The sequence below is a fragment of the Salinibacillus kushneri genome (assembly GCF_900111405.1).
Classification (GTDB): domain Bacteria; phylum Bacillota; class Bacilli; order Bacillales; family Alkalibacillaceae; genus Salinibacillus; species Salinibacillus kushneri.
Genome location: NZ_FOHJ01000006.1, coordinates 217,802 through 232,234, shown reverse-complemented (window position 1 = coordinate 232,234; position 14,433 = coordinate 217,802). Strand labels below are relative to the sequence as shown.

Sequence of the window (14,433 nt, the reverse complement as noted above, 5' to 3'; positions counted from 1 at the left end):
ACATACTGAACGTACAGCTAAAACCCTTAGGAATGATTTCCTAAGGGTTTCGTTCATTTATCTAAGTATAATTCTCATTGTGGAAAACTGTTTCCCATCAGTGCGACCATTAGTGCTTTTTGTGCGTGCAGACGATTTTCTGCTTCTTCAAACACTACAGATTGATTTCCGTCAATCACACCGGTTGTAACTTCTTCACCCCGATGTGCTGGCAGGCAGTGCATAAAAATAGCATCTGGCTTCGCTTGTTTAAGCAATTCCTCATTTACCCGATAGGTCTGAAAAATTTCAGTACGTTTTGCTTGTTCATCCTCCTGTCCCATACTTGTCCATACATCGGTATAAATTATATCTGAATTCTGCACAGCCTTTTCAACATCCTGAGTAATCATAATGGAACCATCATTTTCCTTAGCTATTTGCTCCGCTTGTATTGTAATCTCAGGAAGAGGTTTATATTCCTCCGGGCTTGCAATATGAACGTTCATTCCCATTTTTGCACTACCAATCATAAGGGAATGGGCCATATTATTCCCATCCCCAAGGTAGGTTAGTGTTAATCCTTCGAGATTTCCTTTATGTTCTTTCATAGTGAGTAAATCGGCCAGCACCTGACAAGGATGATATAAATCAGTAAGACCATTAATAACCGGAATACTTGCATGTTTCGCCAGCTGTTCAACCGTTGATTGGTTGAAGGTACGTATCATGATGGCATCCAAATAGGAGGATAGTATTTTTGCTGTATCAGCAATCGTTTCTCCCCGTCCCAGCTGAATATCCTGTGTATTTAAAAAAAGTCCTACTCCTCCTAATTGATAAATGCCTGCCTCAAAAGATACCCGTGTTCTTGTTGAAGATTTTTCAAAAACCATTCCCAGCGTTTTTCCTTGTAAGGGCTGATGGGGTAGTCCTTGTTTTTTCTGTTGCTTTAATTTAGCTGCTAATTCTAGTAAACTTGCTATTTCCTGCTTTGTAAAATCCTTAAGCGTTACAAAATCTCTGTCCTTCAAGGATTCAATCGTCGCACTGGATGTGGCTGAACTCATTTATAAACACTCTCCTTTCCCCTGTGATTATGTTGAACCTTTTTCATGTAGTTCTGAATCGAAATAGGTTGTTGCAATGATTCAGTTGATGCTATCAAATAGGCGATTAAGGTTTCTATCGTTGTGAAGCTTTTTATTCCGGTTTTCAGCGCATATTTTCGAAGCTTTCGTTGAAATAAATTTTGCTCTTCATTTGTAAACAGAACGTTGAATTGATTCTCCAGACATTTTTGCTCCGCTTCTTCGATAGTGAGATATTCAGTTATTTTCAATCCCTTTTCTTTTAATAAGGTACCTGTTTCAAAGGTTGCTGCAATGTTGGCTTTTGTCTTTGTCAATTGCTCACAAAGCTTATCAAGGTTATTAACCTTCGATAAGTTTCCAGTAATCAATATGCAGTCATCATTTCCAAGCGGTGATAATTTATTTTCCGACCATTGAAAGGCCTTAACCATAGCTTGGGAAACATCTTTTCCGATTCCAATTGCTTCTCCTGTTGACTTCATTTCGGGACCGGTTATCGGATCAACACCATTTAGTTTTTCAGTTGAGAAAACCGGTATTTTTACAGTGTAATAAGGAATATCTTCATATAAACCAAGCTTGTATGGCTGTGATTGAAGAGATTTTCCTAATTGAATCTTTGTTGCTAAATCAATAAGAGGTACTCCTGTTACTTTACTGGCTATTGGAACGGTCCTTGAAGCTCTTGGATTTACTTCCAAAACGTATATTTCTTTCGTTACATCATCGATTACAAACTGAATGTTCATTAACCCTTTAGTATTAAGCCTGGACGAAATATTTTTCGTGTAAGTGAGAATCGTCTCCTTTTCTTTATCTGTTAACGACGGAGCCGGAAAGACAGCCATACTATCACCTGAATGGATACCGGCTTTTTCTACATGCTCAAAAATGCCGGGAATTAATACGTCAGAACCATCACAAACAGCATCCACTTCGAATTCTTTACCGGTGATAAAACGATCCATAAGCAGGGGATAAATGTTAGAACTGGATACCTCTTTTTCAAGTTGCCCTACATATTCGTCTAGTTGAACTTCATTGTGTAAGATTGTCATTCCTTTTCCGCCTATAACATAAGAAGGACGTACCAGAATAGGAAAGCCGATATTTTGAGCTGCTTTATGAGCATTCTTGGAGGATTGAATGGTTTCTCCAGGTATATGCGGAATATTGAGATCGGTGGTTAACAGTTGATAAAATTGATCCCGATCCTCTGCTTGCTGTATAGATGAAAGGGAGGTTCCTGCAATAGTAATCCCTGCATTCTCCAAATCCTCTGCCAGATTAATCGCAGTCTGCCCGCCGAATTGAATCAATACTTGATCTGCCTGTTCTTTTTGAATAATGTAAATGACATCTTCAGCGGTTAACGGTTCAAAGTATAAATGATCCGCCGTATGAAAATCGGTACTAACGGTTTCCGGATTATTATTAATCACAATGGAGTCAATACCTTGCTCTCTCAAGGAAAGAGCAGCCTGTACGGAGCAGTAATCAAACTCTATACCCTGGCCGATTCGAATCGGTCCTGAACCAATAACGACTGCCTTTTGATTCCCGCTTAACTTTTCTACTTCATCTACTTCATTCCACGAACTATAGTAATAAGGAGTATCGGCCAAAAATTCCGCTGCACAGGTGTCTACGATTTTATAAGCAGGTAAGTGAGCAACGTCTTTTGCAATTTCCTTTTCACTAGTTGAAAAAAGTTGGGCTAATGTTTGGTTCGTAAATCCATACTGCTTCGCTTTTAACCAATCCTTTCCTTCCATGTTATCCCAGGATTGTTCCAGGAGATCCTTTTCATACTCAATGATTGCGGATATTTCATACAAGAAATAGGGATGAATGTGTGTTATTTCATGTAATTTCTCAACGGAATATCCTCGGCGGAGTGCCTCCCCTATAACAAATAGTCGTTCATCTGAAGCTTCAGCTAACTGTTGTTGAAGCTGATCATTGGATAAAGAATGAATGAATGGCAAATGCAATTGATCAACTCCAATCTCAAGTGATCGTATGGCCTTTTGTATAGCTGCTGGTAAATTACGTGCAATGGCCATTACTTCACCGGTTGCTTGCATTTGTGTACCTAGCTTCCGACTTGCATCTGTAAATTTATCAAATGGTAAGCGGGGAAGCTTTACGGCAATATAGTCGATGGCAGGTTCAAAGCTTGCGTAAGTGTTCCCTGTAATGGGGTTTAATACTTCATCCAGATAATAGCCTAACGCGAGCTTTGCAGCAATTCTTGCAATCGGATAGCCAGTTGCTTTTGAAGCCAGAGCACTGGATCTGCTCACTCTTGGATTAACTTCAATAATTACGTACTCATTCTGCTCAGGATGTACAGCAAACTGAATATTGCACCCACCAACAACACCTAATTCACGAATGACTTGACAGGATGTAGTTCGAAGCATTTGATATTGACGATCGGTTAACGTTTGAACAGGAGCGACTACCATACTGTCACCGGTGTGGACTCCAACTGGATCGATATTTTCCATGCTGCAAACGATAATACAGGTGTCATTTGCATCCCGCATGACTTCAAATTCGATTTCCTTCCAGCCCTTTACACTCTGTTCAATTAAAACTTGATGAATGGGACTTAATAGCAGACCGTTTTTTACGATAGATTCTAATTCTTTCTGCTCACTAGCCACACCTCCGCCTGATCCCCCTAATGTGTAAGCGGGGCGTATCATAATTGGATAGCCTGTTTTATGAGCGAATTCAACAGCTTCATTTGTTGAAGTTACGGAAATACTTTTTGCAATAGGCTTTCCCATATCCATCATCATCGCTTTAAATCGCTCCCTATCTTCTCCTTTTTGTATGGAGTTAAGGGATGTTCCTAATAATTCCACATTATATTTATCTAAGACTCCTGCTTCTGTTAATGAAAGAGCTAAGTTTAACCCTGTCTGTCCCCCAAGAGTAGGAAGGATGCCATCAGGTCTTTCCTGCTTAATAATATTGGTCACAGATTCACAAGTTAGAGGCTCTAAATACACGTAATCTGCAAATTGTGGATCCGTCATAATCGTAGCTGGATTGTTATTAACGAGTACCACCTCTATGCCTTCTTCTTTTAAAGCTAAACAGGCCTGTGTACCCGCATAATCAAATTCAGCGGCTTGACCGATAACAATTGGTCCTGAACCAATAACGAGAACCTTTTGAATAGATGATATCCTAGGCATGCTGTTTCTCTCCTTTTGTTTGTGTAAGCGCCATAAATTGCTCGAAAATATAGAAAGAATCACTGGGACCAGGATGGGCTTCAGGGTGAAATTGTACTGCCATAATCGGTTTATAGCGGTGAACCATTCCTTCTAAAGAATGATCATTTACATTTTGATGGGTGACTCTCCATTCCTTTTGATTTAATGATTCCTCATCCACTACATACCCATGATTTTGCGAGGTAATGTGAACTTTATTTGTAGTTAAATCCTTAACTGGATGATTGCTACCGCGGTGACCAAATGGTAAACGTTTTGTTTGAGCTCCACTTGCAAGGGCAATGAGCTGCTGTCCCAGACAAATCCCCAGTGTCGGATAGTAATCTATGATTGGTTTCAAGTTATCAAATAAATAGGCTAAATCTTTTGGATTTCCCGGACCATTGGATAAAACAACAGCTTCTGGGTTAATCTTTTTCATTTGTTCCCAAGTAATATCAAAGCGCACGATATGAATTTCACAGCCTAAATCCTGTAATGTATCCACAATAGAATGCTTATAACCGAAATCGATAACGGCTATTCTTTTAGAAGTCGAGGTATTGCTTTTTGATTTAATGGTAAATGGCTTTTGAACAGCTACTTTACGTACAATATCTGAATCTACTTTCTTTAATACTGGAAAATCATCAGGGTTTGTTGTGAATTTCCCATAAACTTCTCCGTGTTTTCTAATCACACGAGTTAATGCCCGTGTATCCATATCATAAAGGGTAGGAATATGATGTTTCTGCACCATTTCCCATAATGAATGTCTATCCTTCTCATGACTGGGATTTGAAAAAGGAGAAGCAATCACAAATCCTGATAAGGAAGGATTCCAGCTTTCATTATCCTGATTATTACACCCGTAATTTCCTATTAATGGATAGGTCATTGTTACAATTTGGCCGGCATAGGATGGATCAGTCATCACTTCCTGATATCCGGTCATCGCTGTATTGAATACCATTTCTCCCTCGATATACTCATTTTTATATAACCATTTTCCCTCAAAGACATCCCCAGTACTTAACGTAAGGTACCCTGTTAGCTCATCCATGGACATCCATCTCCTCTCTATCTAAATACATAAAAATGCATTATAATTTATTTTTATACATAAAAGGTATGAAAGGTCTATTTGTTATCCATGATTCTGAATCCAGCTTTTATTTGAGTCGATATAAAAATAGGCATAATCTAATTGTTCTCTAACCCGATCTTCTGACGTAGCTCCTTTTACATTCCTTGCATTAACAACTGACTCCGGTTTTAAAGATTCATATATATCTTCATTAATAGAATCTGAAAACTGCTGAAATTCATCTAATGTCAGCTGTAATAAAAATTTATTTTGCTTGATACAATACAGAACAATTTGCCCTACAATGGAATGGGCTTCACGAAAAGGAATATCTCTTTGAACTAAATAATCAGCTAAATCTGTAGCATTAGAGAAGTCCTGTTGTACCGCTTTATACATGTTTTCCTTGTTTACCTGCATACTTGAAATCATAGGTGCAAATAGGGATAAGGCTCCTTTTAAGGTATCTACGGTATCAAACATCCCTTCTTTATCTTCCTGCATATCCTTGTTGTAAGCTAAGGGTAAGCCTTTTAATGTGGTAAGCATGCTCATTAGATTTCCATATATTCTGCCTGTTTTCCCTCGTATAAGCTCAGCTACATCCGGATTTTTCTTTTGCGGCATCATACTGCTTCCGGTAGAGAAGGCATCATCTAATTCGATAAAATTAAACTCCGAACTCGACCATTGTACAAGTTCTTCACACAATCTTGATAGATGCATAGAAATAAGGGATGAATTGGATAAAAATTCCACAACAAAATCGCGATCGCTTACCGCATCCAGGCTATTTTCACATACACCATCAAAATGTAGACGGTTGGCTACATAGTCCCGATCAATAGGAAAGGTGGTACCAGCTAAAGCGCCAGCACCTAGTGGTAATTGATTGACTCTTTTGTAGCTATCCATTAGTCGATCTACATCACGCTGAAACATGAATACATAAGCCAGTAAATGATGGGCAAAACGAACAGGCTGGGCACGTTGTAAATGAGTATATCCTGGTAGTAGGGTGTCTATATGTTTTTCAGCCTGCTCCACTAAGGCTTCTTTTACACCAACAAGTAATTCTGTAAGCATCACAATGGATTCTCTTAAAAAAAGCCTCATATCCAGTGCAACCTGATCATTACGACTTCTTCCTGTATGCAGTTTTCCTCCCACTGCACCGACTTCTTCAATAAGGAGCTTTTCAATATTCATATGGATATCTTCATGATCCACGCTTAATTCGGCTTCTTTATTTTGGATTTTCTCTGAAACAATATTCAGTCCTTTAGAAATGACTGTAGCATCCTCGTCGGTAATAATCTTACATTTTGCAAGCATATCGACATGTGCAAGACTTCCTTTAACATCCTGTTGTGCTAATTTCTGATCAAATCCGATAGAGGAGGTATATTCATCTACGAGTTCATTTGTTGGTTTCGTAAATCGTCCGCCCCATAGTTTCATTGTTTAACCGCTTCTTTCTTCTCCATTTTTAGGTCACTCATTTCAAAGTCCTCATTTTTATAATCATTCGTAACAGATGAATAGACTTTTGTAGGAAGTCCCCATAATTGAATAAAACCTAAAGCCGCTTCATGATTGAACTCATCGTCTGGTTTATAAGTAGCCAATTCGAAATCATAGAGAGAATAATCAGATGTACGTCCTACTACTTGTGCATGCCCTTTATAGAGTTTTACGTTTACTTTACCAGAAACATAGCTTTGAGTTTGTTCAATAAAGGCATGTAAAGCGTTGGTTAATGGTGAATACCATAATCCATCATAAATTGTTTGTGTAAGTTTTTGTTCAATTGTCGGTTTAAACTGAGCAACCTCTCTTGGTAATGTTAGTGCTTCTAATTCCTGGTGAGCTGCAATTAAAGTGAGGGCTGCAGGGCATTCATAAACCTCACGCGATTTAATGCCGACTAAGCGGCTTTCTATGTGATCAATTCGTCCGACACCATGCTGACCGGCGATTTTATTAAGTTTAAGGATAAGATCTTCCAAAGCTAGCTTTTCACCATTAATGGCAACAGGTTCTCCCTTAACAAATTCGATTTCTACGTATTCAGGTTCGTTTGGTGCCTCAACAGGATCAACGGTTAAATCGTACGCATCTTTAGGCGGTTCAACAGCTGGATCTTCTAGAACACCGCACTCATTACTGCGTCCCCAAAGGTTTTGATCCACACTATAAGGGCTATCTAAATGAACAGGGATAGGAATGCCATTTTCTTTTGCATAAGCAATCTCTTCGTCTCTGGACATTGCCCATTCACGTACAGGGGCTACAACGTCCAGTTCAGGAGCTAAAGCTGTAAAGGATACATCAAATCTCACTTGATCATTGCCCTTACCTGTACAACCATGTGCAACGGCAACAGCGTTTTCCTGCTTGGCAATATCAACCAGTATGTTCGCTATTAATGGACGGGATAAGGCTGAAACAAGAGGATATTTTCCTTCATATAAAAGGTTTGCTTTTAAAGCCTTTGCCACATATTCCTTTGCAAACGCCGCTTTGGCATCAACTACATAAGACTTTATTGCGCCAACATCAAGTGCCTTGTTTTTTACAAATTCCAAATCTTTCCCTTCCCCAACATCAAGAGCGACTGCTATCACATCATAATTGTATTGATCTTGTAACCATTTAATTGCAACGGAGGTATCTAAGCCTCCTGAATAGGCTAAAACGATTCTTTGTTTCTCCATGTATAACCTCTCCCTTTGAGTCGAAATAGTGAAAAAATTTAAATGTTTATGAATTATTATGCATTATTAAGTATAAAAATTCAATAGTGAAATGACTTTTTTTAAAAATCGCTTTTCAGGGTGTAATGTGCTTATAGATAAAGGCTTTTTTCATAAAGATTGCTGCTTTATGAAAAAAGTGAGGTGAGCTAAAGAAGAGGATTAAAGTGATTTCGTTGATAGAATGCTTACAACCAGGTCAAATACACGTAGACTCCTTATAAAATGTATGCAAATTTTTCTCGTACGATGTAAAGTCATCAAAGCTTTCCTTGTCCCGCGAAGACGCGAGACCCCGAATGGAAAAGGAGAGATGACTGTTTAGGCCTAAAAGTCTAAAAAAGATGCTGTCCCTTAAAGGGACAGCATCTTACTTATTATCTGGCTACTTGTTCCAGATTACCGTTTTTATCCATGCGAAAGGCTTGAGATGGTTCTGTGTCATCATCAAATACAACCATCTTTCTGGCCTTATCCATAATGGACATTAATACTTGGTAATCTTCCTGCATGGTCTCGTATTCTTTTTCAACTTTTGCTAGATGCTTTTCTAGTTTTTCATTTTCTGCTTTTAAAGTTTGATTTTCCTGTTTAAGCTGATCCAAATTGCTTCGGTCTTGATAGTTATGTTCGAAATTAGCCTTGAACTCTTGTAAATATAATATAATATCATCAATAGATGGAACAGATCTTGATTGTGCGATAGGTTGTTGTAAAGATTCCCGTTCTTGCTCTTCTACTTTGCCAGCAACATTCCCATCCTGTTGTGGCGGCTGTACCTCTCTAGCAGGTGGCTCAGGTGGATGGTAAGCAGGAACAGATGTTGACTGAGTCTGTTGTTGCCATTTTTGCTGTTGTGCGATAGCACGTTTCTTTTCTTTTCTCTGACGCTTAGCAATTTCGATCGCTTTATCATAGCGTCTTCTTACTTCGGCATTCCAGCGAAACCCGCAAGCAGCAGCTGTTCTATTTAATTTATCTCCTACTTCCTCAAAAGCATTAAGCTGGGTACTGCCTTCTCTAATATGTCGTAAAACTGTCTCTGCTAATAGAAGATCATCTTCATGGGACCATGCATCTTGTCTTACTTTTGCCATAATCGTTCACTCCTCTTTTATACTTTTAAAATGTAAAGTTTTGTCGGATAAAAGTATTAAGAAAAACACCAACTACCTCTATTATTGGCGATAGGTTATGTTTTTCGAATTGTAATACTCGTTATTGTCCATCGTTTATATCTAGTCTGTTCAATAAAAGAGGAGTTTATACTCTATTTATTATGAATTTCTATTTTTCCCCTGAATTCTTTCATATACTTGTTTGAGAGACGCTTCAAATTTCCCAGTATTTTTAGGTTGATAATATTCTCTGTTTTTAATAGAATCTGGTAAATATTGCTGTGGAACCCATCCTTGATCATAGTTATGAGGATATTTGTATTCTATCCCACGTCCTAAAGCTTTCGCTCCACTATAATGGGCATCTTTTAAATGCTTTGGAACTTCACCGCTTTTTCCTGAATGAATATCCTGCAGTGCCTGATCTAAAGCTTGATAAGCTGAATTTGATTTTGGTGATAGACAAAGCTCTACAACGGATACAGATAAAGGAATTCTAGCTTCAGGAAAGCCGATTCTTTCCGCAGCCTGAACAGCTGAAAGTGCTCTAGGCCCTGCCTGAGGGTTTGCCAGTCCTATATCCTCATAAGCACAAACAACTAGACGCCTGCCAATGCTATCTAAATCACCAGCTTCAATCAGTCGACCAAGGTAGTGTAATGCAGCATTTACATCGCTTCCTCTTATGGACTTTTGAAAGGCAGATAAGACATCATAATGTCCATCTCCATCCTTATCATGTGAAAAGCTTTTCTTTTGCATACATTGTTCAGCAACCTCTAAATCAATGCAGGTTAAACCATCGTCATTTTCCGGAGTTGAAGTAATGGCAAGCTCGAGTCCATTTAGAGCTGAGCGTAAATCTCCATTGGCTGCAAAAGCAAAGTGCTCTACAGCATCATCTGTTAAAGAAGTTTCATACGTGCCCATTCCTGATTCTTCATCCTGTAGAGCATGTAATATACCTTCTTTTACATCCTCTGACTCTAATCGATGCAGTTCAAACAAATGACATCTGCTGCGAATAGCCGGATTAATAGAATGGTAAGGGTTACTAGTTGTACAGCCGATTAAAGTAATTAAATTACTTTCTAAATGGGGAAGAAGGAAATCCTGCTTACCTTTATCCAATCGATGGACTTCATCTAAAATTAAGATCATTTTTCCAGAAAACTTGGCTTCTTCTACTACAATTTCCATATCTTTTTTCTTATCTACTACAGCATTTAGTTGTTTAAAAGGAAAATCCAGACTTTTTGCAATAGCCATAGCCATACTGGTTTTTCCGGTTCCAGGGGGGCCAAAAAGAATCATAGATGATAATTTATTTGCCTCAACCATTCTTCTAATCATTTTTCCTTGACCAACTAAATGTTTCTGTCCGATAATATCGTCTATACTTTTCGGTCGCATTCGATATGCTAAGGGTTGTAAACTCATTATTTCTATTCTCCTTTGATTGATGTTTCATAAAGGGAAAACACTTTATAATTCTGCATATGCTGCAGAACCTGGTCAGTCGCTTTCGCTTTTATTTGTTCAACTGCCGCTCCTAAGCCTGGACGGATATAAGAAAAGAAATTCTGTGGTAAAATCGTGCCATCCAGGTCTTCTGTTTATAGCACAAGACCTAATCAGTCGCCATCGCTTTTATTTCTAGCCTAATCTTCGTGTGTTTAAAATGCAAGGGGAGAGGGTTTCGTGCTATAATATCAATGGTTTAATAGGAGAGCTCTGAGTTAGTGAGAGGGAGTGGAGTATGAGTGAGCTTACGTATCAAGGCCGTGAACATCTACTGATGAGATGGTTCGTATATTTTGTTGGGATTATCATCTTAGCCTTTGGGATATCATTAACGATAAAGGCAAAGGATTTAGGTATTAGTCCGTGGGATGTTCTTCACTATGGCCTGTTTAGCCAATTTGGTTTAACGGTTGGTTCCTGGAGTATAATCGTTGGTATTGTTATTGTAAGCTTATCATGTATGGTAAGAAAAACGTGGCCACAAATTGGCACGATTTTTAATATGGTCTTTATGGGAATTTTTATTGATATCTTTTTATTTATACTTCCGGACCCAGGTCCATTGTGGATGGATTTTCTTACACTGATGATTGGACTTCTTATTGCTGGGTATGGAATTGGATTATATGTCGCAGCAAAATTAGGAGCCGGACCAAGAGATACATTAATGCTTTTATTAACTGAAAAAACCGGCTGGAAGGTACAATGGGTTCGTATTGGACTTGAAATCCTTGTTTTCATTGTTGGTTATTTTCTGGGCGGACCCATAGGCATAGGTACTGTAATTGCTTCAGTGTTATTAGGATCAATCGTAGGCTATTCTTTACCTCAGTCTGAACGATTATTGAAGTACATGATATGGAGGAGGAAAACGAGTGAAAATTTCAACGAAGGGACGATACGGCTTAACCATTATGATTGATTTGGCCAAAAATTATGGGGATAAAAAGCCGCTATCTCTAAAATCGATTGCACGAGATCATGAACTCTCTGAACACTATTTAGAACAATTAATTCCGCCATTACGAAATGCTGGTTTTGTAAGAAGTGTTCGTGGAGCATACGGAGGCTATTTATTGACTAAATCTCCTGAAGATATTACAGCCGGTGATGTTATTCGTATATTGGAGGGTCCCATTTTTATTGTAGAGGGCATTGAAGAAGAAGAACCTGCTAAAAAAGAATTATGGGTCCGTATTCGAAATGCTGTCAAAGATGTACTTGATACAACTACCCTTGCTGATATGGCAAACTTTGAAGATAATGAAAATCTGCATGGGTATATGTTTTATATTTAATAGGGTAATTTATAGAAAAAAGAAGGTGAGACGTTGGAACCGATATATTTAGATCACGCCGCAACAACACCTGTTCACCCCGAAGTAGTTAAGGAAATGATTCCGGTTTTAGAACATACTTTTGGAAATCCATCGAGTGTTCATCATTTCGGGAGACAAGCACGAAAAATATTAGACGAATCCCGTCAAGTGATTGCAGAAAGTATTGGAGCAAATGAAAAAGAAATCGTTTATACAAGTGGAGGAACAGAAGCTGATAATATGGCTTTAATTGGTGTGGCACGAAAAAGACAAAACGAAGGCAAACATATTATTACGACCTCCATAGAACACCATGCTACACTACGTACAGCCGAATATTTGGAGAAAGAAGGCTTTGAGGTCACCTATTTGCCAGTTGATGAGACTGGACGGATATCTGTTGAGGATGTAAAAAACCATTTACGTGAGGATACGATTCTTGTGTCTATCATGTATGTAAATAACGAAGTAGGTACAATCCAGCCTGTTCAGGAAATTGGTGAATTACTAAAGGAACATTCCGCTTATTTTCATACCGATGCTGTTCAGGCATTTGGGACATTGCCGATAGATGTAAATGAATTGGGAGTGGATTTACTTAGTGTATCAGCGCACAAAATCTATGGCCCTAAAGGAATTGGTTTTTTATACGTTAGAGAGGGTATAATGCTTCAAGCTCTTCAACATGGAGGAGAACAGGAGCGTAAACGCCGGGCTGGAACAGAAAATACTGCCGCAGTCAAAGGATTTCAAAAGGCAGTTGAGTTGATTGGACAGGAAAGAAAAGCAAGAAATCATAAATACAGTGCTTTTAAAAAACATTTCTTGCAAACACTAGAAGAACAAGAAGTGAATTTTTCCATAAATGGGGATGAGCAGAATTCTGTTTCATCTATTGTGAACATCAGTTTTCCGGGGACGAATGTGGAAAGCTTATTGACAAACTTTGATTTATCTGGAATTGCCGCTTCAAGTGGTTCTGCCTGTACGGCTGGTTCTGTGGAGCCATCTCATGTGCTATCAGAGATGTATAGCTCCAGAGATGAACGTACAACCAATTCGATTCGGTTCAGTTTTGGAAATGCAAATGATGAAGAGCAAATGGGTAGGAGTGCGAAGAAGGTTGCTAAAATAGTCCACCGTTTAACATAAGAGGGGAGTGAAAGCATGAAAAAAGAACCGAAAGATACAAGAGTAGTTGTTGGGATGTCAGGTGGAGTCGATTCATCTGTTGCAGCTCTTTTGTTGAAACAACAAGGATATGATGTCGTCGGTATTTTTATGAAAAACTGGGATGATACAGATGAGTTTGGTGTTTGTACTGCTACGGAGGATTTTGAAGATGTTGTGCGCGTTTGTAATCAATTAGATATTCCGTATTATTCCGTGAACTTTGAAAAGCAATACTGGGATAAAGTATTTACCTATTTTCTTGATGAATACAAAGCTGGCAGAACACCAAATCCGGATGTTATGTGTAATAAGGAAATTAAATTTAAAGCCTTTTTAGACCACGCTTTATCTTTAGGAGCAGATTATCTGGCTACAGGTCACTATGCAAGAGTACGTGAACGAAATGGCCAATTCGAAATGCTTCGTGGTGTTGATAATAATAAAGATCAAACGTACTTTTTAAATCAACTATCTCAGGATGTATTATCGAAAGTCATGTTTCCACTAGGAGAAATGGATAAGAAAGAAGTACGTGAAATTGCGAAAGAGAACAATCTTGCTACAGCGACCAAGAAGGATAGTACAGGGATTTGTTTTATTGGAGAACGTAATTTCAAAGAATTTCTAAGTGAGTATTTACCTGCACAGCCAGGGAAAATGAAAACGTTGACTGGTGAGGTGAAAGGTGACCATGATGGTTTAATGTATTACACTATCGGTCAAAGACACGGACTTGGTATCGGTGGATCTGGAGAGCCGTGGTTTGTTATCGGTAAAAACCTGGAAGATAATGTGCTATATGTCGGTCAGGGCTATCATAATGATCATTTATATTCTGATGCCTTAGAAGCAACAGATATAAATTGGATTCTTCCAGGAGAATTAAATGAACCATTTACTTGTACGGCAAAATTCCGCTATCGTCAGCAAGATAGCAAAGTAACTGTCTATCCTATGGAAAATGGGGACATTAGAGTAGAATTTGCTGAACCACAACGAGCTATAACACCAGGTCAGGCAGTTGTTTTCTATGAGGGCGACGTTTGTCTGGGCGGAGCAACGATAGATCGTGTTATTAAAAACGAAAAATATATTCAGCATTTAGCTTAAAAACAGAACAGTGTATAGTAATAGTAGAGGTCAGAATGGA

The 14,433-nt window shown here is 38.6% G+C and carries 11 protein-coding genes; 4 read left to right on the top strand and 7 right to left on the bottom strand.

All coding sequences use genetic code 11. The features are described from left to right. Positions 1-74: 74 nt before the first annotated feature. From argF to BMX63_RS10835, 7 genes are all read right to left on the bottom strand, one after another. Entirely contained in the window at positions 75-1,049 is a 975-nt protein-coding gene (gene argF / locus BMX63_RS10865) for an ornithine carbamoyltransferase (RefSeq protein WP_093135336.1), read from the bottom strand. Further along, on the bottom strand, positions 1,046-4,285 hold the full coding sequence (gene carB / locus BMX63_RS10860; protein WP_093135333.1) for a carbamoyl-phosphate synthase (glutamine-hydrolyzing) large subunit: 3,240 nt from the start codon (positions 4,283-4,285) through the stop codon (positions 1,046-1,048). Before carB ends, argF begins: the two co-directional genes overlap by 4 nt. Continuing rightward, a complete protein-coding gene (locus BMX63_RS10855) occupies positions 4,278-5,369 on the bottom strand; it encodes a carbamoyl phosphate synthase small subunit (RefSeq protein WP_093135330.1) in 1,092 nt (363 codons plus the stop codon). Before BMX63_RS10855 ends, carB begins: the two co-directional genes overlap by 8 nt. 84 nt (positions 5,370-5,453) lie before the next feature. Beyond that, positions 5,454-6,854, bottom strand: a complete 1,401-nt coding sequence (gene argH, locus BMX63_RS10850) for an argininosuccinate lyase (RefSeq protein ID WP_093135327.1) — start codon at positions 6,852-6,854, stop codon at positions 5,454-5,456. Beyond that, positions 6,851-8,110, bottom strand: coding sequence for an argininosuccinate synthase (locus tag BMX63_RS10845; RefSeq protein ID WP_093135325.1), 1,260 nt, complete (start codon positions 8,108-8,110; stop codon positions 6,851-6,853). The genes argH and BMX63_RS10845 overlap by 4 nt, the downstream gene beginning before the upstream one ends. A 416-nt stretch (positions 8,111-8,526) precedes the next feature. Further along, positions 8,527-9,246: an RsfA family transcriptional regulator gene (locus tag BMX63_RS10840; RefSeq protein WP_093135322.1), complete on the bottom strand. Its 720-nt coding sequence runs from the start codon at positions 9,244-9,246 to the stop codon at positions 8,527-8,529. Between the two features lie 180 nt (positions 9,247-9,426). Next, on the bottom strand, positions 9,427-10,707 hold the full coding sequence (locus BMX63_RS10835; protein ID WP_093135320.1) for a replication-associated recombination protein A: 1,281 nt from the start codon (positions 10,705-10,707) through the stop codon (positions 9,427-9,429). A gap of 319 nt (positions 10,708-11,026) precedes the next feature. On the opposite strand from BMX63_RS10835, the gene BMX63_RS10830 reads away from it, so the two are divergent. The 4 genes from BMX63_RS10830 to mnmA are packed head-to-tail and all read left to right on the top strand — an operon-like array spanning position 11,027 to position 14,393. Beyond that, entirely contained in the window at positions 11,027-11,713 is a 687-nt protein-coding gene (locus tag BMX63_RS10830; RefSeq protein WP_245732810.1) for a YczE/YyaS/YitT family protein, read from the top strand. Continuing rightward, a complete protein-coding gene (gene cymR, locus BMX63_RS10825) occupies positions 11,667-12,089 on the top strand; it encodes a cysteine metabolism transcriptional regulator CymR (protein WP_093135317.1) in 423 nt (140 codons plus the stop codon). The genes BMX63_RS10830 and cymR overlap by 47 nt, the downstream gene beginning before the upstream one ends. Before the next feature lie 33 nt (positions 12,090-12,122). Next, positions 12,123-13,262: a cysteine desulfurase family protein gene (locus BMX63_RS10820; RefSeq protein WP_093135315.1), complete on the top strand. Its 1,140-nt coding sequence runs from the start codon at positions 12,123-12,125 to the stop codon at positions 13,260-13,262. A gap of 15 nt (positions 13,263-13,277) precedes the next feature. Then, a complete protein-coding gene (gene mnmA / locus BMX63_RS10815; RefSeq protein ID WP_093135312.1) occupies positions 13,278-14,393 on the top strand; it encodes a tRNA 2-thiouridine(34) synthase MnmA in 1,116 nt (371 codons plus the stop codon). Positions 14,394-14,433: the final 40 nt, after the last annotated feature.